This is a genomic window from Streptomyces sp. NPDC051104 (assembly GCF_040682835.1).
Classification (GTDB): domain Bacteria; phylum Actinomycetota; class Actinomycetes; order Streptomycetales; family Streptomycetaceae; genus Streptomyces; species Streptomyces cynarae.
Genome location: NZ_JBFBBS010000017.1, coordinates 89,783 through 115,287 on the forward strand (window position 1 = coordinate 89,783; position 25,505 = coordinate 115,287).

Here is a 25,505-nt window from a genome sequence, read left to right on the forward strand (position 1 = left end):
CATTACGGGCGAACGGCGTTTTCCGGCCAGGTGACACACCGTACGCCCACGGTTCAGCGGGGGTGCCGGGAGCCGTGCCGCAACGCAACCATCCGCCAGATCCTGACCTCGCGCATGATTCCGGGCATCTCCCTCACCAGCAGGGTCAGCGCCAAGCCGCCCACGATCAGCGCCTCCGCCATCAGCACTCGTCTGGCCGTCATCTTCCGTACTCCTCGCTCGTCGTGTGTGCGGCCGCGCCCCAGCGGGCGCGGCCGTGACCGGTACCTCACCCCGGGGAGAGACTCGGCATCATCTTCATGATCGCGTTGTGCTTCTTCCAATGGATCCCGGTCGAGCGCCGCGCGTCGGCGGTGCCGTCCTTGTGGTGCCCGGGCTGCCGGTGGTAGGGGCCCTTGTTCCCCTGGTGCAGCCCGGTGACGTGCCGGGGCGTATAGGTTTTGACCTGCGGTCTGCCTACTCGGATCCTGCCCATCGTCAGCTCCTTGCCGGTTCCTACGGTTGTTCGGTCAGCTCCGCGAAGAACCGCTCGATGGCCGGCCACACCCGGCTGCCGCCGGACAGGCCCCGCCACTCCCGCCGGACGAGCGCGACCATCCGGAAGCAGTCGTCGATCGGGACGATCCAGTGGTGCTTCGCGGAGCGTGCGGTGTTCACCAGCAGTGCCTCCACCTCCGGTGCGAGACCGGCGAGCGGGGGACACCGGGCGACCACGTCACGCCAGGCCCCCGCGTCCGCCTCCCAGCGGGTGGCGCCCGCGGGGCTCGGGTAGTGCGCGCTCACGGTGCCGTCCGAGTGCCGTACGAAGAACGCCAGCCCCACCGGGACGCCGAGTTCCCGGGTGCCCACCTCGGGCAGCCGCACCCGGCGCCGAGGCACCAGCCGGTACCGCCCCTCGCTCGCCTCCTCCTCCACGAAGAGCAGGGAGCAGGGCCGGCACGCGCACAGCACCTCCTCCTGCCCAGTGTCGTACAGGTGCCGGTGCTCGGGCTCGACGTCGGCGCCGCACAGGTCGCACCGCTCCGCGTCCGGCCGCCGGGCGGCGGCCGAGCGGATGACGCGGGCCAGCGCGCCGGTGGTCACGACCGCTCCCCGGCGGACACCGTGCGCACGGTCAGCGTGTCGACCGGGACGAACGCGGGGGGCCTCGCGTCGTCACCAGGCGCCCGTTCGACGCCGGAGAGTTCGGGCGCCAGGGCGAGCACGGCCTCGCGGACCGCCTCCTCCAGCGCGGCCGAGGAGGACCCGCACCCCTTGGCGGCGAGCCGCACCCGGGCGACCCCCTCATCGACGCCCGCCAGTTCCACGTCCCCGCCCCGCTCCCGCACCGCCGGACGCAGCCCGTCGACGGCGCGGGCGGCCCGGACCTCGGGCGGCTCTGGGTGGATGTCGTGCAGCACCAGGAGATGACCGACGAGGTCGTCGGCGGCCATACGGTCGACCAGGGTGGGGTCGGCGGCGTCCAGGACGCGGGCCAGGGCCTCGCCGTACACCTCGGTGAGGATCCGCACCGCCTCGATCGCCGCCCCGGTCATCGGACCCGGAGCGCCTTCGAGCTGCCCGAGCAGCCCGTCGAGGCGGGAGAGCCGCTCTGCGACCGCCGCTTCGTCGAGCCGCGCGGAGTCATCCATGAGCCGCTCCGAACATGGGCGAGTGCATCTTGGTCAGCGTGTTGCCCTTGCCGAGGTACATGTGCACGCCGCAGGGCAGACAGGGGTCGAAGCTGCGGACGGTGCGCATGATGTCGACGCCCTTGAAGTCCTCCGGACCGTTCTCCTCGAAGATCGGCTGGCCCTGGACGGCGTCCTCGTACGGTCCGGGGGTGCCGTAGTGGTCCCGCGGGCTCGCGTTCCACGGCGTCGGCGGGTACGGGTGGTAGTTCGCGATCTTCTTGTCCTTGATCACCAGGTGGTGGGAGAGGACACCCCGCACCGCCTCGTGGAAGCCACAGCCGATCGCCTCGTCCGGTACCTCGTAGTTCTCGAAGATCTTGGTGTCACCGCTGCGGACCTGGTCCATCGCCCGCTCCAGGAAGAAGAAGGCCATGGCGGCGGAGTAGGCGACGAAGTACGGCCGGGCCCGGTCGCGTTCGATCGTGTTGCTCCACTGGGGGATCTTCCACTCGAACGTCATCTCCGGCAGTTTGTCGCTCTTGGGCAGCGAGATGCGCACGCTGTGTCCGGTGGCCTTCACATACGGCGTGTCGACCAGCCCGTTGAGCGCCGTCGACCACAGCCGGGCGAGCGGGCCGCCGCCGGTGTCCAGCGCCAGGTGCTGGGCAGTGTTCTTGTCGTACCAGCGCGGGCTCATCACCCAGCTGTAGTTGCCCTCGAAGTTCCGCTTCTGCGGCACCGGCACCGTCGTCTGGTTCCAGGGGTGGCGCATGTCGACGGCGTTGCCGAGTGGGTCGTGGGTGACGAACGGCTCCTCGTTCACCCAGTCCTCGTAGTAGGAACTGCCCAGCAGGATCCGCATGCCCAGGTTGATGTCGACCAGGTCGTTGGTGACGAGACTGCCGTCCACGACGATGCCCGGGGTGACGAACATCGCCTTGCCCCAGTCGCTCATCGTCTCGTAGCGGTAGTCCACAACGTCCGGGTTCTGCCAGGCGCCCCAGCAGCCGAGCAGGATCCGCCGGCGGCCCACCTCCTCGTAGCCGGGCAGCGCCTCATAGAAGAAGTCGAAGACGTCGTCATTCATCGACACGGCCTGCTTGATGAAGTCCAGGACGCGCAGCAGCCGGGAGAGGTAGTCGGTGAACGTGGTCGGCTCCGGCATGGTGCCGACCCCGCCCGGATACAGCGTGGACGGGTGCACATGGCGCCCCTCCATCAGGCAGAACATCTCCCGGGTGATGCGGCTGACCTTCAGCGCCTCCTTGTACAGCTCGCCCTCGAACGGGTTGAAGGCACGCATGATGTCGGCGATGGTCCGGTAGCCGTGGATGTAGCCGTTGCGGGCCTCAGTGCGCTCGGCCCGGGCCAGGAGGCTCGGGTTGGTGGCCTTGACCATGGCCTCGCAGAAGTCGACGAACACCAGGTTGTCCTGAAAGATGGTGTGGTCGAACATGTACTCGGCCGCTTCGCCCAGGTTGACGATGGTCTCCGCCAGTCGCGGCGGCTTGACGCCGTAGGCCATCTGCTGCGCGTAGTTGGAACACGTCGTGTGGTTGTCACCGCAGATCCCGCAGATGCGCGAGGTGATGAAGCCCGCGTCGCGGGGGTCCTTGCCCTTCATGAAGACGGAGTAGCCCCTGAAGAGCGAGGACGTGCTGTGGCACTCCACCACCTCGCGGTTCGCAAAATCGATCTTCGTGTAGATGCCGAGATTGCCGATGATCCGGGTGATCGGGTCCCAGGACATGTCCACGATCTGCGCGGGCTTTCGCGCCGCGGCTCGCGGCTCGGTTGCCGTCATGTCCGTGCCTACCTCGCTCTCTCTCGCTGTCGCCTGCGCCCGTCGGGGCGCCAGTACGGGTCGTAGCCGCTCGTCAACTTGTCCTTGTTGTGGCGCCACTTGGGCTCACGGTTGACGGCCATGTTGGTGATGCCGCGCAGCCGCCGGATCACGGCCCCGTAGGGCCTGATCACAGCGGACGAGAGGGTGCCGCCCGTCGGCTCGTCCATGAACGGCATGAAGGCGTCCGGGAACCCGGGCATCGTGCAGCCGATGCAGATGCCCCCGACGTTGGGGCAGCCGCCGATGCCGGCCATCCAGCCGCGCTTGGGCACGTTGCAGTTGACGACCGGGCCCCAGCAGCCGATCTTCACCTGGCACTTGGGGGAGTTGTAGTCCTTGGCGAAGTCGGCCTGCTCGTAGTAGGCGGCCCGGTCGCACCCCTCGTGCACCGTCTTCCCGAACAGCCACTGCGGGCGCAGCATGTGGTCCAGCGGGGGCGGCGGCGCCGACCCGGCCGCGTGGTAGAGCACCCAGGTGAGGGTCTCCATGAAGTTCTCCGGCTGGATCGGGCAGCCCGGCACGTTGACGATCGGAAGCGCGCCCTGCGACTTGAAGTCCCAGCCCAGGTAGTCCGCGAGACCCATGCAGCCCGTGGGGTTGCCCGCCATCGCGTGGATCCCGCCGTACGTGGCGCAGGTGCCGGCGGCGACGACCGCCCAGGCCTTGGGCGCGAGCTGGTCGATCCACCAGTTGAGGGTGAGCGGTTCGCCGGTGTCCTGGTCGTTGCCGAACGACGTCCAGTAGCCGTCGCCCTCGATGATGTTCTGGTTGGGGATCGAGCCCTCGATGACGAGGATGAACGGCGCCAGTTCACCGCGGGCCGCGGCGCGGAACGGGGCGAGGAAGTCCTCGCCGCCCAGGCTCGGGGAGAGCACCTTGTTGTACAGGTTCACCTTCGGCAGGCCCGGCACCAGCCCGGCGACGATGTCCTCGATCGCCGGCTGGCCGGAGGCCGTCATCGAGACGGTGTCCCCGTCACAGCTCATGCCCTCGGAGATCCACAGGATATGGATCTCGCCGAAGCCGTTCCTCTGCTCAGCCCTCGTGGGCTGCTGGCTGACCTCCGTGGTACCGCTTTCGACGGTCATGTCCTCGGCCTCCCTTGGAGTCGGTCCCGGAGTCGGTCGTAGGCCGCGGCCACCGGTCCGGCGAAGGCCAGGGCGGGAGGCTCGTCGGGCGCGTTGGGGTGCGGTCGGGTCGGGGCGGTCTGCTTGGACCGGGCCAGGAGTTTGCCGAGCCGCAACAGCTCCTCCTCGGAGACCGCGTCGCGGAGCAGGGGCATCAGCTCGCCCTCCTCCTCGCGGATGTGCTCCTCGACCTCGCGGCGCAGCTCGTCCATGAGTTCGCTCGTACGCTCGTCGTCCCCGGACTGCTTGTCCAGGGCCAGGAGGGTCTCCTTGACGGCCCTGTGCTCGCTCAGGTGCTCGCGGATCCGCTGGTCCCCGTCCGACAGCACCTTCTTGGCCAGCGGGTAGACCATCAGCTCCTCGAGCGCCGCGTGCTTGGACAGCTCGCGGACCAGGGTTTCCACCACGGCCCGGCGCTGCGCTGCGGAGGCGGCGGCGTGGTAGTCGCGGAACAGCTGCTCGACCATCCGGTGGTCGTGCATCAGCAACTCGATGGCGTCCATTACGGCCTTCCTGGTCGGGGACGGTGGCGGCACAGAGGTGGGGCGGATCCGCCGGCTAGGAGGCGGAGGAGGGGGACGGGGCCGGGGAGGGGGCGAGGGAGCGGATGGCGCCGTGCAGCCGGGCGAGCACCTCCGGCGGCATGGTCTCCACCCGGTCGAGGATCCGCGCGGCCCGCGGGTCGGTGGCGCGTGCCTCGCGCTTCTCATCGTCCGTGAGCAGCAGCGTCCGCAGGGTCAGGATCTCGTCGATCTCCGCGGCGTCGTGCAGGTCGCCGGGGCTCTCCGGGGCCACCTGCGGGTGGTCGGGCAGGATGATGGGCGACGACAGGACGAGCGAGTCGGACCCCTCCGGGCCCGCGAGCACCGGGAAGGTGTGCAGGTTGCGGCACTCCCTCACGTACGGCGCGACGTCCTCGGGCGGGTCGATCGAGGAGTAGAAGCCGAGCCCCTCACCGCCGACGAAGGTGTGCGCCGCGATGAGCGAGTGCCGCAGGGCCTCGTCGCGGGGAGCGTCGGGGGGCGTCGTACGGCCGGTGTTCTCGGTGCGGACGCGCAGGCGGTACAAGGAGTCGGCGCCGGCGACGGGTTCGAGGTGCAGCGTGGTGCGCGCCTCGACGGGGGAGCGACGGCGCACCAGGCGCCCCGCGTCCGCGGGCAGGGGCTCGGTCTCGTCGCCGCCGGGAGCGCCGAAGGTGAACTCCGCGTCGCGGGCGAGGAGTTCGGCGAGCGGAGCGCTGAGGTCGGTCTCGCGCGGCATCGCCTCGTCGAAGGACAGATGGACCGTACCGGCGGTCTCCAGGGAGTCCACGGGCGTGTGGTGACCGTCCTCGTCCCGTCGCTCCACGCCTCGGTACTGCATCTGCAGATAGCGCACGCGCACCCGCACCACGGCGCCGGATCGGGCGTGCAGCAGGCACTCGGTCTGCTGCTGCCAGGACTCCACGGACCCCGAGACGCCCGGCGTCACCGGGCCGTGGGCCTCGGCCCAGGCGCGGGGGGCGAGGATGCCGAACTGCCAGCGCACCCGGTTCTTGGCCGACGAGCGGCGGTACGGGTAGAGCAGGTATCCCTCGTAGAGGACGGCGTCGGCCACGGCGCACGCCTCTTCGACCGCGGAATGCACGCTCACGGTTTCGGCCAAGGGGTCGCTCACCGTAACTCCTCACTGACCATCTGTACGTATTGCAGTGGTTTACAACGATCACACCTTTTATTGCGAAGAGCGCGTATTGGGCGCGGATGGGTGAGTGGCGCGTCGAGAGGGGCGGGGAGGCGTCGTGTCGGCACGGTCTGAGCGGGTACTGCGGGGAGGTGACTGACGGCCGTCGGCCCCGGCGGGAACCCGATGCGGAACGAGACGGAGGCGGCAGCGATGGGGATGCAAGGCGACGACTCGGCGGAGGGCAGGAGCCGAGTGGGCGACGCGGCGGCGCGGCTGGCCCAGGACACCGCGCAACTCGCCCGCCACGAGATACTCGCGGTGCAGAGCGAGGTCAGGGCGGCGCTGCGCCGGATCGGAGCGGGTGGCGCGCTGCTGGGCGCCGCCGGGGTCTGCGGCCTGCTGGCCCTGTGGTCGGCCCACGAGACGGCCCTGCGGACACTGGAGTCGGCCCTGCCGGGCGCCCGCGCGTCGGCCGTACTGGCCTGCACCTACGCCACGGGCGCCGCAACGCTGGGCGTCGCGGCCCGCAACCGGGTACGCGCCGCCGGCCAGGCGTCGGCGGACGCACTGGACCGGGCACGGGAGGCCGTTCCGACGGGGGTGCGAAGGGGCGAGGGGGACAAGGGGAGCGACTGAGCGGGGTCGGCGCACGGGCCGGTGGGCTCAGCGGCCCGGAGCGCGGGGCTGTGGTGAGCCGGCGCGGGCGCCGGAACGCGGCGAGTCGGAGGGCTCGGCCGCGCCGGGCGTTGGGCCGTTCGGGTGGTCGCATGGGAGTCGGTGCGGCGCGTATGCGGGGCGGGAGCGCCTGCGGGGTGCCGGGGTGGCAGGCTGCGGGGTCGGGTCGGGGCCGTCCGGGTCAGGGGGTGTCCGACAATTCGCGTCACGCGCCCGGCGGGAATCGTCGGACACCCCCAGCCCCGGCCCTGACGGGCGGCACCACGCTCGCGCGCCGTGTGGGCCGTCGGTCCATGGACGGCGCGTACGGAAGGAATGGGTGTCCGTGGAGATGACCCCGGTCGACTCCGAACCGGCTCGCTCCGGTCCCGCGTTCACCGAGCCGGCGTACCGGCGGGTGCGAGCCGCGCAGGGATGCAGCGCACCGGTCGGTGACGCGACCGCCTGGGACCTGTTCCGCATGGCCTTCGCCTCGGTCTCCCCGCCCGGCGCAACCCGCCCGCCCGCCGCGGGCAGCGGCTGCCGACGCCCGTGACCACCGTCTGCCGCCAACCGGCGTTCCCCCTCGGCACGCGTGGCACAGTGGGCTCATGTGCGGTCGGCCTTCATGGCCACTTCCAGCACGTACGCCGTACCAGACGGCGGACACGGACACCTACGAGCACCTCACCCCGGACGCCACCGGCCGGGCGGTCGAGGTGATGGACGTGCGCTGATCCGGCACCGTGCTGATCCGGTGCGGCATGACCCAGCGTATTCGCAGGTCGGAGGGTGGTTTGGTATGTGCGGTCGATATGTCTCCACCCGGGGCCCCCAGGATCTCCTACGACTGTTCAGGGTCACCGACTGGGACGAGAGGGACGACCTGCCGCCGAGCTGGAACGTCGCTCCCACGGACGACGTGTGGGCGGTTCTCGAACGCGCCCCTCGCGGCTCGGCAGCCGTCCGGCGGCAGTTGCGCCCGCTGCGGTGGGGCCTGGTGCCGTCCTGGGCGAAGGACCCGAAGATCGGCGCCAGGATGATCAACGCGCGGATGGAGACGGTGCACGAGAAGCCCGCCTTCCGCCTGGCCTTCCTCAGGCGGCGCTGTCTGCTGCCCGCCGACGGCTTCTACGAGTGGCAGCAGGTGCCGGCCGACGGCAAGGCCAAGGCCCGCAAACAGCCGTACTTCATAAGCCCGCAGGACCGCCAGGTCATGGCCCTGGCGGGGCTGTACGAGTTCTGGCGCGACCCGTCGGCCGCTGAGGACGACGACTCCGCCTGGTGGACGACCTGCACCATCCTCACCACGGAGGCCACCGACGCCGCGGGTCGCATCCACCCCCGGATGCCACTGGCCGTCGCCCCCGGCCACCAGGACGCCTGGCTCGACCCCGCGCACCAGGACCCGGCCCGGCTGCGCGCCCTGCTGAACCCTCCCGCGGACGGCCGTCTGGACGCCCGCCCCGTCTCCACGGCCGTCAACGACGTCCGGAACAACGGCCCTCAACTGCTGGAGCGAGCCGAGGCGTAGGCTCCGACGGCACGACGCCCGTCGGCGTATTCGCTCGTATGCTGGTCCCGGAATCGCTCAAACGAACATCCAAGGGCGGGGAGGCCTCATGCGTGAGCCGGTCGATCTCAGGCGTCGGCGGATCCTGGCCGCGGTGCAGTCGCGCGGTGCAGCGCGGGTGCGGGACCTCGCCGCCGAGCTCCAGGTGTCCGTGGTGACGATCCGCCGGGACGTGGAGGAGCTGACCCGTGAGGGGAAGCTGCGGCGCGGTCACGGGGTGGTCCGCTCGACGCTTCCCGCCCAGGAGGTGCCGGGCACCCCCGTCGCGGACGGGGACACCGTCGCCGTGGTGGTGCCCGAGCGGCATTCGTACCTCTACGAGACCCTGCACGGCGCCCGCACCGCGCTGGAGGAGGCCGGCCTGCGCATCGCCCTGCACATCGCACCGCAGGTGCCCGGAGCGGAACGCCCGCAGGTGGAGCGGGCGCTGGCGGAGGGCGTACGCGGTGTTCTCCTCGCGCCTCGGTGGCGCACTCCGGCGGCCGAGGAGGCCGACCACGAGTGGCTCGCGGACCTGGGCGTGCCGACGGTGCTGATGGAACGGCGGCCCCGCAAGGGCAGCGCCCTGCACGCGATGGACTCGGTGTGCTCGGACCACTGGTACGGCGCCCACCTGGCGGTGGAGCACCTGGTGGGTCTCGGACACCGGCGGATCGTCTTCGCGACACGCGACGACAGCCCCACCGCGCGCACCCTGCGGGCGGCCCTGGGCGAGGTCGCCGAGGCGCATCCGCTCGTCGAGGAGTGGGCCTGGGCGCTGAGTTCACCCGCGGCCGGGGAGGGCGGGCCGACGGACCTGGCGGCTCTGCTGCGCAAACTCGGGGCCACCGCGGCCGTGCTGCACGGCGACGTCGACGCCCTGATGCTGGTTCAGCAGCTCGCTGAGAACGGTGTGCGGGTCCCCCAGGACTGCTCGGTCGTGGCGTACGACGACGTGGTGGCAGGGCTGGGCACCCCGCGGCTGACCGCCGTCTCGCCGCCCAAGAGCGAGGTGGGCCGTGTCGCCGCCGAACTGCTGCTGCGACGGCTCGAGGGCTCCGGCAACGGCGCGGTTCGCTCGGCGCAGCGCATCGAGCTGTTGCCCACGCTGGTGGTGCGCGACTCCACCGGTGAGCACCCGCGCTCAGGAATGAGCGTTTGACCGTTTTATTTTCTTATGACCGATCTATTGACCGTTTTTGGTGCGGCCGTGAGGATTCCCGTGTCTCGAACAGGTCGTGTCCGCAGGGACACCAGCAGCCGCGGGAGGCGCCATGCCTGGTCGACAGAGCCGTCGATCCGTGCTCGCCGCGATGGCCGCACTACCGCTGACAGGGGCCGTGAGCGCCTGCGGCGGCTCGGCGGGTTCCCCGTCGCGCGGCACCGGCAGGACCACGCGCATCACCTTCTGGTCCGCCCTGCGTGGCAGCCAGGAGGTGGTGGACGCGTTCAATCGCACGCTCGACCGCATCCAGGTCGACTTCCAGCTGGTCCCCTCCGGAGGACAGGGCGGCTACGCCAAACTCAGCAACGCCGCCCGGGCCGGCAACGCGCCCGACGTCGCCACCATCGAGTACCCGCAGGTCCCCGGCTTCGCCATCGACGGCGTCGCCCGTGACATCACCGGGCTCGTCAGCGACACCCTGCGCGCCGAACTGCTCCCCCAGGCCCTCGGCCTGACCACGGTTTCAGGGACGCGTGTTCAGCGTCCCGCTCGACGTCGAGCCGATGGTCATGCACTACCGGGCGGACCTGTTCGAGCAGTACGGACTCCAAGTGCCGCGTACCTGGGACGAGTTCGAGGACCTGGCCCACACCGTCCGGCGCAAGGCCCCGGAGCGGCGGCTGGCGCTGTTCCCCACCGACGGGGCCACGCAGTTCGCCGCGTACTCCTGGCAGGCGGGCGCCCACTGGTTCGACACCTCCCACGGCGCCTGGAACGTCTCCCTCGCCGACGCCCCTACCCGGCGCACCGCGGCGTACTGGCAGCGGCTGATCGACGACGACGTGGTGTTCATGAACGCCGTCGAAAGCCGGCAGTCCGACGCGCAGATCGGGTCGGCTGCTCGGCCGGGCCACCGTCAACGCCGTGGTCGCGCTGTCCGTGCTCTACACCCTGCTGCCCGTGCTGTGGCTGGTCCTCGCCGCGGGCAAGACCAGGGACGCCCTGTTCGGCAGCGATCTGCTGTCCCTGAAGGACTTCTCCTTCCTGACGAATCTGCACGACCTGTTCGCCATGGACGACGGCCAGTACGGCCGCTGGTACCTCAACAGCCTGCTCTACGCGGTCGTCGGCGCCGCGCTCGGCGCCCTGATCAGCGTGGCCTGCGGGTACGCCTTCGACAAGTACCGCTTCCGGCACAAGGAGAAGCTGTTCGGCATGGTCCTCGCGGCGGTGATGGTCCCGCAGACCGTCCTCGCGCTGCCGCTGTACCTGATGGCCTCCGGCGCCGGCCTGGTCAACACCTTCTGGGCGGTGTTCATCCCGGTCCTGTTCAACCCGTTCGGCGTCTACCTGGGCCGCATCTTCAGCCAGGGCTACGTGCCCGACGAGGTCCTGGAGGCCGCGCGCATGGACGGCGCCGGCGAGCTGACCACGTACGTCAGGGTGGCGCTGCGCATGCTCGGCCCCGGCCTGGTGACCGTGTTCCTCTTCCAGCTCACCGCCATCTGGAACAACTTCTTCCTGCCCATGGTGATGCTGTCCGACCAGGACCTCTATCCGGTCAGCCTGGGCCTGTACACCTGGAACAACTCGGCCTCCGTGTCACCCGAGTACTACCCCGTGGTGATCATGGGCTCGCTGCTCGCCGTCCTCCCGCTGATCCTCGCCTTCGCCCTGCTGCAGCGCTTCTGGCGCAGCGGACTGACCGCCGGCGCCGTCAAATAGCCCCTCCGGTCAGGAGTTCCCGCACCGACATGACCCTCTCGACGCCAGGACCCGGCTTCCGCCCCCGTGCCGCCCTCGCCATGTCCCCCGAGGCCGCCGCGGCCGTCCTCGACCCCGAGTCGCTGGACGCGCTCGCCGCGCTCTGCGATCTCGCCCCGCCGCCCGTCCTGGACGACTTCAGCACGCCCCGGGCCCGGGCCGTCCTCGCCGACGTCGACCTGCTGGTCACCGGCTGGGGCTGCCCCCCGCTCGACGAGGACACGCTCGCGGCGGCGCCCCGGCTGCGGGCGGTCGTGCACACCGCGGGCAGCGTCCGCGGACACATCACCGGCACCTGCTGGGAGCGCGGCATCGACGTGTCCTCCGCAGCCTCCGCCAACGCGGTACCGGTCGCCGAGTACACCCTCGCGATGATCCTGCTCACCGGCAAGCACGTCCTGGAACGCGCCCGCGCCCACCGCGCCACCCGCACCCGCGACGACTGGCTGCGCACCCCCCGCGCCATCGGCAACCACCGCCGCACCATCGGCATCCTGTCCGCATCGCTCACCGGCCGCCGCGTCATCGAACTGCTCCACCCGCACGATCTCCACGTCCTCCTGCACGACCCGTACGTCACCGACGCCGACGCAGCCGAACTCGGCGTGGAACGTGTCGGGTTGGACGAGATGTTCACCCGCAGCGACACCGTCAGCGTGCACACCCCGCTGCTGCCCGCCACCCGCGGCCTGGTCAGCCGCGCACTGATCGAGTCGATGCGCCCCGGCGCCGTCCTCATCAACACCGCCCGTGGCGCGGTCGTCGACCAGGACGCGCTCACGGATGCCGCCGTGGCCGGCCGCATCCGGGCCGTCATCGACGTCACCGACCCCGAAGTCCTGCCGCCCGAGCACCCGTTGTGGGACTGCGGCAACGTTCTCCTCACCCCCCATCTGGCCGGCTCCCAGGGCAACGAGTGGCGCCGCCTCGCCGACCTCGCCCTCGCCGAGACCGCGCGCTGGGCCTCCGGCGCCGGCTTCCTGCATCCCGTACGACGCGAAAGGCTGGCCTTCCAGGCATGAGCACCCCCGGCATCCCCTCCGAACTCCCCCCTGAGAACCACGAGTCGAGCCCGTACACCGGATACACGCGGGCCCACTGGGAGGCCGTCGCCGACGGGTTGCTCGCCTCCGCGTGGCGCTGGAGCACACCGGGCTGCGCCCTGCTCGACCTGCCCGGGCGTCCCTCACGCTCGGGAGTGCGTTCCGACGGACTGGAGGGCTACGCCCGCACGTTCCTCGCCGCCGCCTTCCGGGTGGCGGGCGCCGCCGGGGACGACCCGCACGGCTGGCTGGAGCGGTACGCGCGCGGCCTCGCCGCCGGCACCCGCACCCCCGGCCGCGACGACACCGAGTCCTGGCCGCTGATCCTCGACCACGACGTGCAGGGCCAGCCGATGGTGGAGTCCGCGTCGGTCGCGCTGGGGCTACGGCTGACCGCGCCCTGGCTGTGGAAGAGCCTCGATGCGGACGTCCAGGACCGGGCGGAGGAATGGCTGCGTGGGGCGCTGCGTCACACGCCCGCGCCCAACAACTGGTACCTCTTCCCGTACACAGTCGCCGGATTCCTGGAGTCGGTCGGCCGCGGCGACGCGGAGACGGCTGCGGCACGGCAGCGGGCGCTGGACCTGCTGGAGGAGTGGTACCGGGGCGACGGCTGGTACGCGGACGGGGACGGCCGCGCCTTCGACCACTACAACGGCTGGGCCCTGCACCTGTACCCGGTGCTCGACGCCCACCTCGCCGGGGACGAGGAGTCGTCCGCGCGCTACGGGGCGCGGCTGCGGGAACACCTGGACGGCATCTCGCTGATGTTCGGCGCGGACGGCGCGCCGCTGCACTTCGGCCGGTCGCTCACGTACCGCTTCGCCGCGTCCGCCGCCGTCGGACTGGGCGCCCTCACCGGCCACACCCCGCTGACCCCGGGCACCTCCCGGCGCCTGGCCAGCGGCAGCCTGCGCTACTTCCTTGACCACGGCGCACTGAACGAGGACGGGCTGCTGAGCCTCGGCTGGCACGGCCCGCACGAGGCGACCCTCCAGACCTACTCGGGTCCGGCGTCCCCGTACTGGGCGTCGAAGGCGTTCGTGTCCCTGCTGGCACCCGTCGGCCATCCCCTGTGGACGGCCCGGGAGGAGCCCGCGCCGGCCGAGGAGGCCGACCGGGTGCTCGCCCTGCCGGCACCGGGGCTGCTGGTGCAGGCCACCCGGGCCGACGGGATCGTACGGCTGCACAACCACGGCAGCGACCATGTGCGGCCCCACGAGGGCGAGTTCGCCGCCGAGGACGATCCGCACTACGGGCGCCAGGCGTACTCCACCCGAACCGGCCCCACGGTCCCCGGGAACATCCCGGACAACCACCTGTCCGTCGAGGTCAAGGGACGGGGAACCGTACGGCGTCGCGTCCATCCTCTGGGGGCGGGCCACGGCGAAGGCTGGGGCTGGGCCGCCTCCTGGCACCGGCCCGTGTTCGCAGCCGGGCCGCCGATGGTGCCCGGCCTGAGGGTGGAGAGCGTCACGGTGGTCCACGGACGGTACGAACTGCGCGTTCACCGTGTGAGCGGCGCCCCGGACGGCGCCCGGGTCACCCACACCGGCTGGGCCACCGGTCCGGAGGAGCCCGTCGTGACGGCGCTGCACGGGCTCCACGGCTGGGACGAGGGCCCCGAGCCGGTCCCCGCGCCCGGCGGCACCGCCTACGCGCGCTGGGCCCGGGTCCCCCGGCTCACCGGTCGGGCCGGCGGCACCACCGTGCACGTGTGTCTGGCGAGCCTGACCGCGGAACCCGACCCGGCGCCCCTGGCGGAGGCGGTCGCCGACGTGACGGTCGACGACGACGGCGTCGAGGTGACGTGGGCCCACGACGGGGCGCGGTCCCGGGTCGGGTTCCGGAAGTTCGGTGTCTCGCTCCTTCAGTGAGTGACCGTTCGTCAGGCGATGTGGTAGCTGTCCCCGTACACCTTCCAGTCCAGCGGCGGGTCGAGGTTCAGATTGCCCTTGCGCAGGAACACCCGCTGCTCGGTGTCGACCCGGCTGGTGTCGCTGTGGGCCTCCTCCTGCTTCATGGCCCACACCCGCGCGTCCAGGAAGGCGTCCAGGTAGGCGACCTCGCCGCCGCCCTGCGCCGGCGGCTTCGCCGTGCGCAGGGCCCGCTTGCGGATGTTGCGGAAGCTCGTCGGGTCGTCCCCGTCGCCGTGCATCACGATGGCGTCGTAGTACGTGAACTGCCCCAGGACGCCCAGCCCGTCCGCCTTGCCCTGCTGGACGGCCGGGTTGAAGTACACCCGGTCGCGTTCGTCGTTCTGCGCCTGCTGGAACGCCGTGTCCTGCGCCGCCTTGCGCCAGTCCTCGGGGAAGTTCGGGTCCAGTCCGTCGTGGGAGTCGCTGCCGTTCACCCGGCGCAGTGCCGGCAGGTACTTGGCGAGGACGTTGCCGGGCTTGCGGTCGGTGTAGAGCTGGACGAGGTCCAGCATGTCGCCGGTGCCGGAGCAGAATCCGATGATGCCGGCGGTGTAGCCGCGGCCGTCGCCGATGTCCTCGATGTACTTGTACTGGGCTTTCCAGTCGAGGGAGGAGTTCTCCGCGCTCGAGACCAGCTTCATGGCGATCTCCTTCTTCGCGGGGTCGTCGAGCCCGACGGCCCTCGCCGCGTCGGGGGCCGCCGCGGCGTGCTGGGCGTCGAGGAGCGGGACGGCCGCCAGCGAGGCGCCTATGAAGGCGAGGACGGCGCGACGCGAGGTGCCGGAGGGGGCTGCCGCGGCATGGTTCGGATGCACCACAGGGACTCCAAGTGAAGGTGGGGGGTGGGAACTTGGGCGTGCACTGTTAGGAAAGTTTCCTATCAGACGTTGGCGCGCGCGGTCACCGGTGCGGCGGGCAAGTTCCCGGTAAAGAGCGGGAGATGGGCGGGACCTCTCCTTGGCGGGACATCTCCTCAGCGCAGCGGCTGCTCGGCCCAGATGACCTTGCCCCGGGGCGTGTAGCGGGTGCCCCAGCGCTCGGTGAGCTGGGCGACGAGGAACAGGCCGCGCCCGCCCTCGTCGGTCATGGCCGCGTACCGCAGATGGGGTGAGGTGGTGCTGCCGTCGAAGACCTCGCAGATCAGGCTGCGGTCGTACAGCATGCGGACCCGCACGGGCGCGCCGCCGTACCGGATCGCGTTGGTGACCAGCTCGCTGAGGATGAGCTCCGTGGTGAACGTCAGCTCTTCCAGACCCCACCGCGCCAGCTGCCGGGTCACCGACGCGCGCACCTCGCCGACGGCCGCCGGGTCCGTCGGCACCGGCCACTCGGCCACCCGGTCGGCGGCCAGGGCCCGGGTGCGCGCGACGATCAGGGCGATGTCGTCGCTCGGCCGGTCCGGCAGCTCCGACTCCAGGACGGCCCGGCAGGTGTCCTCCGGGGACGGCCCGGCTCCGGCCAGCGCGGTGCCCAGCAGCTCCAGACCGTCGTCGATGTCCCGGCCCCGGTCCTCGACCAGCCCGTCGGTGTACAGCACCAGCCGGCTGCCCTCCGCGAGCTCGAGGTCGGCCGTCTCGAACGGAAGCCCCCCGAGGCCGAGCGGGGGACCGGCCGGAACGTCGGGGAACTCCACGCTGCCGTCAGGCCCGATCACGGCCGGTGGCGGATGGCCGGCCCGGGCGACGGTGCAGCGCCGGGAGACCGGGTCGTAGATCGCGTACAGACAGGTCGCGCCCGTGACGGGGGCGCTGCCCGGATCGGCTGCCTCGTCCTGGTCGATGCGGCCGACCAGCTCGTCGAGCAGCCCGAGGAGTTCGTCGGGCGGCGGGTCGAGCGCGGAGAAGTTGTGCACCGCGGTGCGCAGCCGCCCCATCGTGGCCGCGGCGTGCAGCCCGTGGCCCACGACGTCGCCCACCACCAGCGCCACCCGGGCACCGGCCAACGGCAGTACGTCGAACCAGTCACCGCCCACTCCGGCCTGCGCCGGAAGGTACCGGTAGGCGATGTCCAGGGCCCCCTGCGCGGGCAGCGTCCGCGGAAGCAGACTGCGCTGCAGCGTCACCGCCATGCTGTGCTCGCGGGTGAAGCGGCGAGCGTTGTCGATGGAGACCGCGGCGCGGGCGACCAGCTCCTCGGCGAGGGCCAGGTCCTCCGCGTCGAAGGGCTCCGGCTTCTCGCAGCGCCAGAAGTTGACCAGGCCCAGGATCAGGGACCCCGCCCGCACCGGCACCGTGATCAGCGAGTGGATCCCGTACTCCACCACCTGAGCGGTCCGCTCGGCGTCCTGCGCCAGCCAGCCCGGAGCCTCGCCGAGACGGGGTTCGAGGACGGCCCGTCCGTGCAGCCCCTCGGCCTGCGGAGAGGACTCCACCCACTGGATCCGCTCGCCCACCGAGTACAGGGGAGTGTCCTTGCGGACACCGCTGAACGCCGCACGGCGCAGCTCGTTCCCCGCCTCCGGCTCCTCACCGCCCAGCACCGCCTCGAACAGGTCCACACTGGCGAAGTCCGCGAACCGCGGGACGGCCAGCTCGGTCAGCTCCTCGGCGGTACGCGTCACATCCAGGCTCGTGCCGATGCCAAGACCGGCGTCGTAGAGCAGGCTGAGGCGTTCCCGCGCCACCTCGGCCCGGCCGGACAGGGCGCGCAGCTCCGTCGAGTCGCGGAGGGTGGCCGCACTGCCGGGCGGGCCGCCGTCCACGTCGGTGGACCGCTGGTTGATGGCCAGCAGCCGGTCCCCGACCAGGTGCACCTCGTCTGTGGCGACCCGTCCGGAGGCCAGGAGGGCGGCGGTCTCCGGGGGGAGGCCGAGCTCGGACACATGGCGCCGCTCGGCGTCCCTGGGCAGGCCGAGCAGGCGGTGCGCCTCGTCGTTGGCGAGCAGCAGGTCGCCGTCTCCGCCGAGGATCAGCACCCCTTCCCGTACCGAGTGCAGCACCGCGTCGTGGTGCTCGTACATCCGGGTCATCTCCCGCGGCCCCAGGCCGTGGGTCTGGCGCAGCAGCCGCCTGCTGACAAGTGCCGTGCCCGCTGTGGCCAGGGCGAGGCCCACGGCCGCGGCGGCCAGGACGAGCGGCATCTGCCGGTTCGCCGCGCCGCCCACGTGTTCCGTCGTGACACCGGCCGCCACCAGGCCCACGACCTTGCCGTCGGGCGCCCTGACGGGCACCACCGCCTGCACCAGCCGCCCGATGGTCCCGTTGATCTCCTCGATCTCGGTGCCCCCGGCCAGCGCCGGCTGGATGTTCCCGACGAACTTCTTGCCGATACGGTCGGGTCTCGGGTGGGTGTAGCGGATCCCGTCGGTGTTCATGACGACGATGAAGTCGACCTTCGTCGCCTTGCGGGCGGCCTCGGTCCGCGGCTGCAGCACGGCCGTGGGGTCCGGGCTGCCCAGTGCCTGGACCGTGCCCGGCGCGTTGGCGAACGCCTCGGCCACGGCCAGGGAGCGGTTGCGGGCCTCCTGTGTGGTGTCGTGCCGCACCTGCAGCAGCAGCGCCGCCACCGCCGCGACGACCAGCAGCAGCACGATGACGACCTGCAGGACGAAGACCTGCCCGGCGACGCTGCGCCCGCTCAGCGCCGCGCGCAGTCCCGACCGGGACCGGCCCGCCGCCTCCTGTTCGCGGCCCGCGAGCGAACGGCGCGCCGCTCGCCCCGGTCCCTGCTCCGACGCCCCTGGAGCGCGGTCGTGCGCTGGTGCGCGCACACCGCCGGCACGACGGGGCGAACGGGTACCGGGTCGACCCGGAAGCCGGACCATGTGCCATGTCTACACTGCCGCGCCCCGGGAGGCGAGAGGCGTCACACACGGTGGCGGTTCCGGTGCCGTTCCCGTGACCTGCCCGCCGCCGAGTGGTGGCCCCGGTATCCGCCTTTCGGGTGAACCTGCCGCCTGTCTGCGGGGGCGGCCGACGCGTGTGGCCGACGATCGCAGACGGCCGGGCACATCTGTCCGCACCGTCGTCCGCCGGGAGTACGCCGTGCACATTCTGCTCGTGGCCAGCGCGTTCAACAGTCTCACCCAGCGCGTCCATGGCGAACTGCGCGACCGCGGCCACACCGTCGCGGTGGAACTCGCCCTGCCCGACGGTTCGCTGACTGAGGCGGTACGGCGGCACGCCCCCCAACTCGTCCTGGCGCCCCTGCTGAAGACGGAGATCCCCCGCGAGGTGTGGGCGGCGTACCCGTGCTTCGTCGTCCACCCGGGTCCCGTCGGCGACCGGGGGCCGTCCTCCCTGGACTGGGCCGTCCAGGAGGGCGCCGAACGCTGGGGTGTGACAGTCCTCCAGGCGGAGGAGGAGATGGACGCCGGTGACGTGTGGGCGTCCGTCGCCTGCCCCCTCCCGCCGCTGTCCAAGAGCGACCTGTACCGGGGCGAGATCGCCGACGCGGCCCTCGCCGCCGTCCTCCTCGCCGTCGAGCGCTTCGCCTCCGGGACCCACACGCCCGTGCGGCAGGACACGTCGCGGCCCCGTCCGTATCTCGACCAGAGCGTGCGGCGCATCGACTGGGACACCGACGCGACCGACACCGTCCTGCGCAAGCTGCGCGCCGCCGACTCGCAGCCCGGCGTGCTGGACGTGCTGCTCGGCGAGGAGTGGTACCTGCACGGCGGCCACCCCGACAACGATCTGCGCGGTGCCCCCGGGGAGCTGCTCGCCACCCGGGCCGGGGCGATCTGCCGGGCGACACGCGACGGCGCCGTGTGGATCCCCGAGCTGCGACGGCGGCGCCGCCCCGGGCAGCCGCGCTCGGTCAAGCTCCCCGCCGTGCAGGCCCTCGGCGACCGGCTGCCCGAGCTGCCCGAGCTGCCCGTCCCGCCGGGCGCGCGGTGGCCCGCCTGGACGGACATCCGCTACCGCGAGGAGGGCGGCGTCGGCTTCCTCTCGTTCTCCTTCCCCGGCGGCGCGATGAGCACCACGCAGTGCCGGCGCCTCCTGGACGCCTACCGCCAGGCCTGCGCGCGCCCCACCTCGGTGCTGGTGCTCGGCGGGCAGCGGGACTTCTTCTCCAACGGGATCCACCTGGGCGTCATCGAGGCGGCCGAGGACCCGGCGGCCGAGTCCTGGGCGAACATCAACGCCATCGACGACCTGGTCGAGGCGGTCCTGACGACCACGGACCGGCTGGTGGTGGCCGCACTCGCGGGCAACGCGGCGGCGGGCGGCGCGATGCTGGCCCTGGCCGCCGACGAGGTGTGGTGCCGATCCGGCTGCGTACTGAACCCGCACTACCGGCTGATGGGCCTCACCGGCTCGGAGTACTGGACGTACACGCTGCCCCGCCGGGTGGGCGCCGCCGCGGCCGACCGCATCGTGCGCGAGGCGCTGCCGATGAGCGCCGCCGGCGCCCTCGGCCTCGGGCTCGTCGACCGGGTGATCGAGTGCGCGCCGCAGGACTTCGCCGCGGAGGCCGGCCGGCTGGCGGCGCGGCTGGCGTCGCTGCCGGGGACACGGGCACGGATCGCGGCGAAGAAGGAGGCACTGGAGCGCCAGGAGAGCACCGAGCCCCTGTCCGCCTTCCGGGAACGGGAGCTGGCCGCGATGCACCGCGTCTTCCACGACCCGTACGCCCCCTACCACGCCTTGAGACGCGCCTTCGTCCGCAAGGAGAAGCCGTCGTGCACACCCCCGCACCTGGCCCAGGCCACCGGCCCCCGCACCGCGGGGGATCCGGTCCGGGCCGAGGCCCCGGCCGAGGAGCACACCCCGTAAGCCGGCCCCACCGGAAGGACCGCCATGAGCGTGACCGCGTTCGCCCCGCAGACCGAGGCCCGCTTCGCCCTCGCCCGGAAGGTGGCGGACGCCGTCCTCTTCGAGGGCTGCCCGCTCCACCCGTACCGGACCTCCGCCCCCCGCACCCGGCTGCGAAGGCAGTGCGGGGTGCTCGTACCGCCCGCCTGGGGCGCGGGCAGCGAGGAGTACGACTTCCAGCACACCGAATGCCTGATGGAACCGGGGCCCGGCGCCACCCTCGCGGTGGAGCTGCGCTTCCTGCGCGCCCGGCGGCGCACGGTGCAACGGGCGTTCCCCGACGGTGAGTTCGAGACGGTGCCCGAACTCCGGCTGGGCGAAAGGCTCCTGGTGTCCTGCGACGAGGGCACCGAGGAGCGCGTCGACGCGGTCGTCACCGTCGACGAGCTCACCGACGGTGACGGGGTCATCGTCGCCTTCGGCCGCCGTGCGGGGGAGGAGCATGAGCAGATCCTCGACGAGGACGGCCGGGTCGTCGGCCGTACGGTCCGCCGGGGCGAGGAGATCCGCGGTCTGCTGCGGCTGTCGGCACACCGGCTCGAGGGGCCCTGCCCGGTCCTGCGACTCACCGCCGTGGTCGAGAACACCAGCGTCTGGGCGCCCGAGGCCGGGGAGAGTGCCGACCGGGGCGCGGCACTGCCGCACTCCCTGGTCTCCACCCATCTGCTGATGGGGCTGAGCGCCGGCTCCTTCCTGTCGATGAGCGATCCCCCCGAGTGGGCCCGGGCCGCGATCGCGTCCTGCCGCAATCTGCACACCTGGCCCGTCCTCTCCGGCGAACCGGGCCGCGCCGACGTGATGCTGTCCTCACCGGTCATCCTGGAGGACCACCCGAGGATCGACGCGCAGGACGGGGCGCCTGCGGACACACCGTGGCGGGACCCGGCGGGCGAGCCCGGCGGCGAACCGGAGGGCGGACGGATCGTGGTGAACGGGCGGCCGGTGGGACCCGGGAGCCGGGTGCGGCTCGACCCGGGGCTGCGGCGCACCGACGCCCAGGACGTGTTCCTTCGGGGCCGCCCCGCGACCGTCGAGGCCGTGCGGCACGACGTGGACGGCTCGGTCCACCTGGCGGTGACCGTGGACGACGACCCGGGCGCCGACGTCCGCCGCGAGCGGGGAACCTTCCACTACTTCCGCCCCGACGAGGTCACCCCGCTGGAGGACCACGTATGAGCGGCACCGTCCTCGTCGCCGGCATCGGGAACGTCTTCCTCGGGGACGACGGCTTCGGCGTGGAGACCGCCCGCGCGCTCACCCGGTGCGAACTGCCCGCGCACGTCGAGGTCGTGGACATCGGGGTGCGCGGAGTGCACCTCGCCTACCAGCTCCTCGACGGCTACGACACCCTGATCCTGGTGGACGCCACCGCGCGCGGTGAGGCCCCCGGCACCCTGTACGTCATCGAGCACGACGACACGGGCGCCGACGATCTCGAAGTGGCCACGATCGACGGCCACCGGATGACCCCCGACGCCGTACTCGCCCTGCTGAGCACCCTGTGCGCCGGAACCGGAGCCGAACCGCCGCGCCGCACGCTCGTGGTCGGCTGCGAACCGGCCTCGGTGGAGGAGCGGGTAGGACTCAGTCCGCCCGTGTCCGCCGCGGTCCCCGAGGCCGTCCGGCTGATCGAGGAGATGCTGTGCGGCGAACGGCGTACGCCGCCGGACGGCGACGGCGTGCCGGTCCACGGGCCCGGGGTGCCTCACCTCTAATGGTTCCCGGCGGGCCGCGCAAGCGGTCCCCGTCCCCACGGGGCGGGGACCCGGCCTTCGCCGGGACGGAGACCCATGCACGAGATGTCCATCGCGCTGGCGGTGATCGGCCAGGTGGAAGAGGCGGCCGAGCGGGCCGGTGACGTCACGGCGGTGCGTTCGGTACGGCTCCAGGTGGGCGAACTCGCCGGTGTCGTACCCGACGCCCTGTCCTTCTGCTTCGAACTGGCCTGCGCCGGGACCCTGCTCGAGGGCGCCGAACTCGTCACCGACGAGGTCCCGGGGCGGGCCCGCTGCGAGCCGTGCGCGCACGAATGGGCCGTCGGCATGCCGCCCCTGCTGAGCTGCCCGCGGTGCGACGGCGCCGCCATCGACCTGCTGTCGGGCCGCGAACTGCAGATCGTCAGCGTGCACTGGGAGGACGCCCGGACGCACGCACCCACCCGCGAAACCGTCCCCGAGGAGCGCTGAACCATGTGCCGAGTGGTCGACCTGCAGCAGGCCGTACTCGCCAAGAACGACCAGGCCGCGCACACCCTGCGCGCGGAGCTCGCGGCCCGCGGCACCACCGTCGTCAACCTGCTGTCCAGCCCGGGCAGCGGCAAGACCGCCCTCCTCGAACGCGAACTCGTGCTGGCCCGGGAGCGGTCGGTGCCGGTCGCGGCGCTCACCGCCGACCTCGCCACCGAGAACGACGCGACACGGCTGGCGCGTTCGGGCGTGCCGGTCAAGCAGGTCCTCACCGACGGGCTGTGCCATCTCGAGGCCGACACGCTCGCCCGCCACCTCCAGGGATGGCTGCCGGAGGGGACCCGGCTGCTGTTCGTGGAGAACGTCGGCAACCTCGTCTGCCCGGCCTCCTACGACCTGGGGGAGACCCTGCGCGTCGTCCTCGCCTCCGTGACCGAGGGCGAGGACAAGCCGCTGAAGTACCCCACCGCCTTCGGCCTCGCCCACCTGGTGGTGGTCACCAAGACCGACATCGCCGAGGCCGTCGCCTTCGACCTGGCGGCGTTCCGCGCGAACGTCGAGCAGGTCAACCCCGGTGTGGAGGTGCTGCTCACCTCCGCCCGCCGGGACCTGGGGCCCGGCGCCCTGCTCGACCGGGCGCTGGCCGCCGCGGACGGCGCCCCCCTGCACACACCCGTCATGGCCCGGCCGGCCCACGGCCACACCCATGACCACGCGGACCGCGCCGGCGCCCTGGCGCAGTCCCGCTCGTGAGCGCTCCGCCCCCGACGGCCGTCGCCGTCCAGGCGCCGCTGCGCCGCAGGGTCACCGTACGGGGCGTGGTGCAGGGCGTGGGCTTCCGGCCGTACGTCCATGCCCTCGCCACCTCCATCGGGCTGTCGGGGCATGTGACGAACACCCCGGAGGGTGTCGTCGCGGAGGTCGAGGGGGCGCCCGCTGCCGTCGGCCGGTTCTGCGACCGCATCGCCGAGGACGCCCCACCGCTGGCCCGCGTCGAGCGCGTCGACCACCAGGACGTGCCCGCCGCCGGCGACACCGCGTTCACCATCCTCGCCTCCCGCACGGACGGCCCCGCGGGCACCCTGATCCCGCCCGACACCGCCACCTGCGCCGCGTGCCTGCGGGAGCTCGCGGACCCCGACGACCGGCGCCACCGCCACCCCTTCATCACCTGCACGCACTGCGGCCCCCGGTTCACGATCGTCACCGGCCTGCCCTACGACCGGGCGAAGACGACCATGGACGGCTTCCCGATGTGCCCCGACTGCGCCCGTGAGTACGCCGATCCCGCCGACCGCCGCTTCCACGCGCAGCCGGTCGCCTGCCCCGCCTGCGGGCCACGCCTGCGGCTGCTCGTCCGCCCCCGGGACGGCGACGGCCCGCCGCGACCGGTCACGGACACCGACCCGGTCGCCGGGGCGCGCCGGCTGCTGGCGTCCGGCGCGATCCTCGCCGTCAAGGGCCTGGGCGGCTACCACCTGGCCTGCGACGCCACCGACCCCGCCGCCGTCGCCCGGCTGCGCGGCCGCAAGGCCCGCGGGGACAAACCGTTCGCCCTGATGGCCCGGGACACGGACGACATCGCGCACCTGGTGCGGCTCACCGACGAGGAGCGGAGCCTGCTCACCGGCACCGTCCGCCCCATCGTGCTGCTGCGCCGCGTGACGCCCGCGCGCGGAGCCCACCAGCCCGCCGACGCCGTCGCACCCGGCAGCCCCGACCTCGGCGTCATGCTGCCGTACACCCCCGTGCACCATCTGATGCTCGGCCTGCCCGGCGACGCCGACGGCCCGCGACTGCTCGTCATGACGAGCGGCAACGTCTCCGGCGAGCCGATCGTCACCGACGACGAGGAGGCGCTGGAACGGCTGGCGCACCTGGCCGACGCCTGGCTCACTCACGACCGGCCCATCCATGTGCCGTGCGACGACTCCGTGGTGCGGCTGTGCGACGGCAGGCCGCTGATCGTGCGCCGCGCCCGCGGCTACGCCCCCCTGCCGCTGACCCTTCCGGTGCCCGTGCGCCCGGCCCTCGCCGTCGGCGGCGACCTGAAGAACGTCTGCTGCCTCGGCGAGGGCCGCCGGGCCTGGCTGTCCGCCCACATCGGCGACATGGACGACCTCGCCACCCAGCAGGCCTTCGAACGCGCCGTCGCCCAACTGGAGTCGATCACCCCCGTCCGGCCCCGGCTGCTCGCCGCCGACCGGCATCCCGCCTATCGCTCCGCCCGGTGGGCCGCCCACAACGCGGCGGGCCGCCCCGTCGTCCGCGTCCAGCACCACCACGCCCACATCGCCGCCGCCATGGCCGAACACGGACTCGACGGCAGCAGGCCGGTGCTCGGCGTGGCCTTCGACGGCACCGGCTACGGCGACGACGGGGCCGTATGGGGCGGGGAGTTCCTGCTCGCGGACTACGACGGTTTCACCCGCCTCGGCCATCTCGCCTATGTGCCGCTGCCCGGCGGCGACGCCGCGGTGCACCGGCCGTACCGCGTGGCGCTCGCGCATCTGCGCGCCGCCGGCCTCGACTGGTCCGCGGAGCTGCCCTGCGTGGCCGCCTGCCCGCCCGACGAACGCCGAGTGCTGGCACGGCAGTTGGAGCGGAACCTCAACTGCGTTGCCACGTCCAGCATGGGCCGGCTGTTCGACGCGGTGTCGTCGCTCACCGGCGTCTGCCACCGGGCGGGATACGAGGCCCAGGCCGCGGTCGAGCTGGAGGCCGCCGCGCTGCGGGCACCGGCCGGGGACACCTCCGCGTACGCGTTCGCCCTACGGGAGCCGGAGACGGACAGCGGCGCGGAGAGGATCGACGGCCCGGAGGGGGTCGGCCCGCTGCGGGCCGATCCGGCGCCCGTCCTCGCCGCGATCGTCGACGACCTGCGCGCGGGCGTGGGACCGGAGCTGATCGCGGCCCGTTTCCACCGGGCCGTCGCCCATCTCGTGCACCGCCTGTGCGCGCTCGGGCGGGAGCGGCACCAAGTGGACACGGTCGCCCTGACGGGCGGCGTGTTCCTCAACTCACCGCTCTCCTCGGCCTGCGCGCGTGCCCTCGGCGCGGACGGCTTCACGGTGCTGCGCCACCACCTGGTCCCGCCGGGCGACGGCGGCCTGGCCCTCGGCCAACTCGTCGTCGCGGCACGCGCCGGGGCGGCCCCCGACTGACCGACCGTCCCGGCAGCGCCGGGCGACGCACCACCCACAGCGAGGAGAGGC

The 25,505-nt window shown here is 72.6% G+C and carries 23 protein-coding genes and 2 pseudogenes; 15 read left to right on the forward strand and 10 right to left on the reverse strand.

Going from position 1 to position 25,505, the window contains the following annotated elements:
- Positions 1–53: 53 nt before the first annotated feature.
- The 8 genes and pseudogenes from AB0N14_RS23245 to AB0N14_RS23280 all read right to left on the reverse strand — a co-directional run.
- Positions 54–203, reverse strand: a complete 150-nt coding sequence (locus AB0N14_RS23245) for a hypothetical protein (protein WP_366027615.1) — start codon at positions 201–203, stop codon at positions 54–56.
- 65 nt (positions 204–268) lie between these two features.
- Positions 269–475: a hypothetical protein gene (locus tag AB0N14_RS23250; RefSeq protein ID WP_103842360.1), complete on the reverse strand. Its 207-nt coding sequence runs from the start codon at positions 473–475 to the stop codon at positions 269–271.
- Positions 476–495: 20 nt separating this feature from the next.
- Positions 496–1,083, reverse strand: coding sequence for a DUF5947 family protein (locus tag AB0N14_RS23255; protein WP_366027616.1), 588 nt, complete (start codon positions 1,081–1,083; stop codon positions 496–498).
- Positions 1,080–1,631 (reverse strand): NifU family protein, encoded by a 552-nt coding sequence (locus AB0N14_RS23260; RefSeq protein ID WP_366027617.1) that lies wholly within the window; start codon positions 1,629–1,631, stop codon positions 1,080–1,082. The genes AB0N14_RS23255 and AB0N14_RS23260 overlap by 4 nt, the downstream gene beginning before the upstream one ends.
- Positions 1,624–3,417 carry a nickel-dependent hydrogenase large subunit gene (locus AB0N14_RS23265; RefSeq protein WP_366027618.1) on the reverse strand — a complete coding sequence of 598 codons (1,794 nt, stop codon included), beginning with the start codon at positions 3,415–3,417 and terminating at the stop codon, positions 1,624–1,626. Before AB0N14_RS23265 ends, AB0N14_RS23260 begins: the two co-directional genes overlap by 8 nt.
- A gap of 8 nt (positions 3,418–3,425) precedes the next feature.
- Entirely contained in the window at positions 3,426–4,547 is a 1,122-nt protein-coding gene (locus tag AB0N14_RS23270) for a hydrogenase expression protein HypE (RefSeq protein WP_366027619.1), read from the reverse strand.
- On the reverse strand, positions 4,544–5,089 hold the full coding sequence (locus AB0N14_RS23275) for a hemerythrin domain-containing protein (protein WP_200422828.1): 546 nt from the start codon (positions 5,087–5,089) through the stop codon (positions 4,544–4,546). Before AB0N14_RS23275 ends, AB0N14_RS23270 begins: the two co-directional genes overlap by 4 nt.
- A gap of 79 nt (positions 5,090–5,168) precedes the next feature.
- A pseudogene (locus AB0N14_RS23280) lies at positions 5,169–6,242 on the reverse strand (hypothetical protein); the annotation flags it as partial.
- A 192-nt stretch (positions 6,243–6,434) separates the two neighbouring features.
- Between AB0N14_RS23280 and AB0N14_RS23285 the strand changes: the two are divergent.
- From AB0N14_RS23285 to AB0N14_RS23325, 9 genes and pseudogenes are all read left to right on the forward strand, one after another.
- Positions 6,435–6,887, forward strand: coding sequence for a phage holin family protein (locus tag AB0N14_RS23285; protein ID WP_366027620.1), 453 nt, complete (start codon positions 6,435–6,437; stop codon positions 6,885–6,887).
- A 364-nt stretch (positions 6,888–7,251) separates the two neighbouring features.
- On the forward strand, positions 7,252–7,461 hold the full coding sequence (locus AB0N14_RS23290; RefSeq protein ID WP_366027621.1) for a hypothetical protein: 210 nt from the start codon (positions 7,252–7,254) through the stop codon (positions 7,459–7,461).
- A 55-nt stretch (positions 7,462–7,516) separates the two neighbouring features.
- On the forward strand, positions 7,517–7,642 hold the full coding sequence (locus AB0N14_RS23295; protein WP_366027622.1) for a hypothetical protein: 126 nt from the start codon (positions 7,517–7,519) through the stop codon (positions 7,640–7,642).
- A gap of 65 nt (positions 7,643–7,707) precedes the next feature.
- Entirely contained in the window at positions 7,708–8,439 is a 732-nt protein-coding gene (locus tag AB0N14_RS23300; protein ID WP_366027623.1) for an SOS response-associated peptidase, read from the forward strand.
- Positions 8,440–8,527: 88 nt separating this feature from the next.
- Positions 8,528–9,619 (forward strand): substrate-binding domain-containing protein, encoded by a 1,092-nt coding sequence (locus AB0N14_RS23305; RefSeq protein ID WP_366027624.1) that lies wholly within the window; start codon positions 8,528–8,530, stop codon positions 9,617–9,619.
- A gap of 112 nt (positions 9,620–9,731) precedes the next feature.
- Positions 9,732–10,518: pseudogene (locus AB0N14_RS23310) on the forward strand (extracellular solute-binding protein); the annotation flags it as partial.
- Between the two features lies 1 nt (position 10,519).
- The gene (locus AB0N14_RS23315) at positions 10,520–11,347 is read left to right on the forward strand and encodes a carbohydrate ABC transporter permease (RefSeq protein ID WP_366027665.1); all 828 of its coding nucleotides are present in this window, start codon (positions 10,520–10,522) and stop codon (positions 11,345–11,347) included.
- 29 nt (positions 11,348–11,376) lie between these two features.
- Entirely contained in the window at positions 11,377–12,408 is a 1,032-nt protein-coding gene (locus tag AB0N14_RS23320; RefSeq protein ID WP_366027666.1) for a hydroxyacid dehydrogenase, read from the forward strand.
- Positions 12,405–14,306 carry a DUF2264 domain-containing protein gene (locus tag AB0N14_RS23325; RefSeq protein ID WP_366027625.1) on the forward strand — a complete coding sequence of 634 codons (1,902 nt, stop codon included), beginning with the start codon at positions 12,405–12,407 and terminating at the stop codon, positions 14,304–14,306. The genes AB0N14_RS23320 and AB0N14_RS23325 overlap by 4 nt, the downstream gene beginning before the upstream one ends.
- Before the next feature lie 11 nt (positions 14,307–14,317).
- Here AB0N14_RS23325 and AB0N14_RS23330 read toward each other — a convergent pair whose 3' ends face one another.
- Together AB0N14_RS23330 and AB0N14_RS23335 are read right to left on the reverse strand one after the other, a co-directional pair.
- Complete coding sequence (locus tag AB0N14_RS23330; RefSeq protein WP_366027626.1) at positions 14,318–15,166, reverse strand: chitosanase; 849 nt, start codon at positions 15,164–15,166, stop codon at positions 14,318–14,320.
- Positions 15,167–15,321: 155 nt separating this feature from the next.
- Positions 15,322–18,111: a SpoIIE family protein phosphatase gene (locus tag AB0N14_RS23335; RefSeq protein WP_366027627.1), complete on the reverse strand. Its 2,790-nt coding sequence runs from the start codon at positions 18,109–18,111 to the stop codon at positions 15,322–15,324.
- Between the two features lie 220 nt (positions 18,112–18,331).
- On the opposite strand from AB0N14_RS23335, the gene AB0N14_RS23340 reads away from it, so the two are divergent.
- The 6 genes from AB0N14_RS23340 to hypF all read left to right on the forward strand — a co-directional run bounded on the left by AB0N14_RS23340 (position 18,332) and on the right by hypF (position 25,454).
- Complete coding sequence (locus AB0N14_RS23340) at positions 18,332–20,065, forward strand: enoyl-CoA hydratase-related protein (RefSeq protein WP_366027628.1); 1,734 nt, start codon at positions 18,332–18,334, stop codon at positions 20,063–20,065.
- Between the two features lie 24 nt (positions 20,066–20,089).
- Positions 20,090–21,280, forward strand: coding sequence for a hypothetical protein (locus AB0N14_RS23345; RefSeq protein WP_366027629.1), 1,191 nt, complete (start codon positions 20,090–20,092; stop codon positions 21,278–21,280).
- Complete coding sequence (locus AB0N14_RS23350) at positions 21,277–21,819, forward strand: hydrogenase maturation protease (RefSeq protein WP_366027630.1); 543 nt, start codon at positions 21,277–21,279, stop codon at positions 21,817–21,819. Before AB0N14_RS23345 ends, AB0N14_RS23350 begins: the two co-directional genes overlap by 4 nt.
- 75 nt (positions 21,820–21,894) lie before the next feature.
- Positions 21,895–22,290, forward strand: a complete 396-nt coding sequence (gene hypA, locus AB0N14_RS23355; RefSeq protein WP_366027631.1) for a hydrogenase maturation nickel metallochaperone HypA — start codon at positions 21,895–21,897, stop codon at positions 22,288–22,290.
- A gap of 3 nt (positions 22,291–22,293) precedes the next feature.
- Complete coding sequence (gene hypB, locus AB0N14_RS23360) at positions 22,294–23,043, forward strand: hydrogenase nickel incorporation protein HypB (RefSeq protein WP_366027632.1); 750 nt, start codon at positions 22,294–22,296, stop codon at positions 23,041–23,043.
- On the forward strand, positions 23,040–25,454 hold the full coding sequence (gene hypF, locus AB0N14_RS23365; RefSeq protein WP_366027633.1) for a carbamoyltransferase HypF: 2,415 nt from the start codon (positions 23,040–23,042) through the stop codon (positions 25,452–25,454). Before hypB ends, hypF begins: the two co-directional genes overlap by 4 nt.
- Positions 25,455–25,505 lie beyond the last annotated feature (51 nt).

What these genes read in the sequence shown, in the direction of transcription:
- AB0N14_RS23260 (WP_366027617.1), bottom strand. Translation starts at nt 1,631, where the DNA reads ATGGATGACTCCGCGCGGCTCGACGAAGCGGCGGTCGCAGAGCGGCTC.
- AB0N14_RS23245 (WP_366027615.1), bottom strand. Translation starts at nt 203, where the DNA reads ATGACGGCCAGACGAGTGCTGATGGCGGAGGCGCTGATCGTGGGCGGC.
- hypA (WP_366027631.1), top strand. Translation starts at nt 21,895, where the DNA reads ATGCACGAGATGTCCATCGCGCTGGCGGTGATCGGCCAGGTGGAAGAG.
- AB0N14_RS23265 (WP_366027618.1), bottom strand. Translation starts at nt 3,417, where the DNA reads ATGACGGCAACCGAGCCGCGAGCCGCGGCGCGAAAGCCCGCGCAGATC.
- AB0N14_RS23320 (WP_366027666.1), top strand. Translation starts at nt 11,377, where the DNA reads ATGACCCTCTCGACGCCAGGACCCGGCTTCCGCCCCCGTGCCGCCCTC.
- AB0N14_RS23285 (WP_366027620.1), top strand. Translation starts at nt 6,435, where the DNA reads ATGCGGAACGAGACGGAGGCGGCAGCGATGGGGATGCAAGGCGACGAC.
- AB0N14_RS23270 (WP_366027619.1), bottom strand. Translation starts at nt 4,547, where the DNA reads ATGACCGTCGAAAGCGGTACCACGGAGGTCAGCCAGCAGCCCACGAGG.
- AB0N14_RS23350 (WP_366027630.1), top strand. Translation starts at nt 21,277, where the DNA reads ATGAGCGGCACCGTCCTCGTCGCCGGCATCGGGAACGTCTTCCTCGGG.
- AB0N14_RS23335 (WP_366027627.1), bottom strand. Translation starts at nt 18,111, where the DNA reads ATGGTCCGGCTTCCGGGTCGACCCGGTACCCGTTCGCCCCGTCGTGCC.
- AB0N14_RS23275 (WP_200422828.1), bottom strand. Translation starts at nt 5,089, where the DNA reads ATGGACGCCATCGAGTTGCTGATGCACGACCACCGGATGGTCGAGCAG.
- AB0N14_RS23305 (WP_366027624.1), top strand. Translation starts at nt 8,528, where the DNA reads ATGCGTGAGCCGGTCGATCTCAGGCGTCGGCGGATCCTGGCCGCGGTG.
- AB0N14_RS23300 (WP_366027623.1), top strand. Translation starts at nt 7,708, where the DNA reads ATGTGCGGTCGATATGTCTCCACCCGGGGCCCCCAGGATCTCCTACGA.
- AB0N14_RS23325 (WP_366027625.1), top strand. Translation starts at nt 12,405, where the DNA reads ATGAGCACCCCCGGCATCCCCTCCGAACTCCCCCCTGAGAACCACGAG.
- AB0N14_RS23250 (WP_103842360.1), bottom strand. Translation starts at nt 475, where the DNA reads ATGGGCAGGATCCGAGTAGGCAGACCGCAGGTCAAAACCTATACGCCC.
- AB0N14_RS23295 (WP_366027622.1), top strand. Translation starts at nt 7,517, where the DNA reads ATGTGCGGTCGGCCTTCATGGCCACTTCCAGCACGTACGCCGTACCAG.
- hypB (WP_366027632.1), top strand. Translation starts at nt 22,294, where the DNA reads ATGTGCCGAGTGGTCGACCTGCAGCAGGCCGTACTCGCCAAGAACGAC.
- AB0N14_RS23345 (WP_366027629.1), top strand. Translation starts at nt 20,090, where the DNA reads ATGAGCGTGACCGCGTTCGCCCCGCAGACCGAGGCCCGCTTCGCCCTC.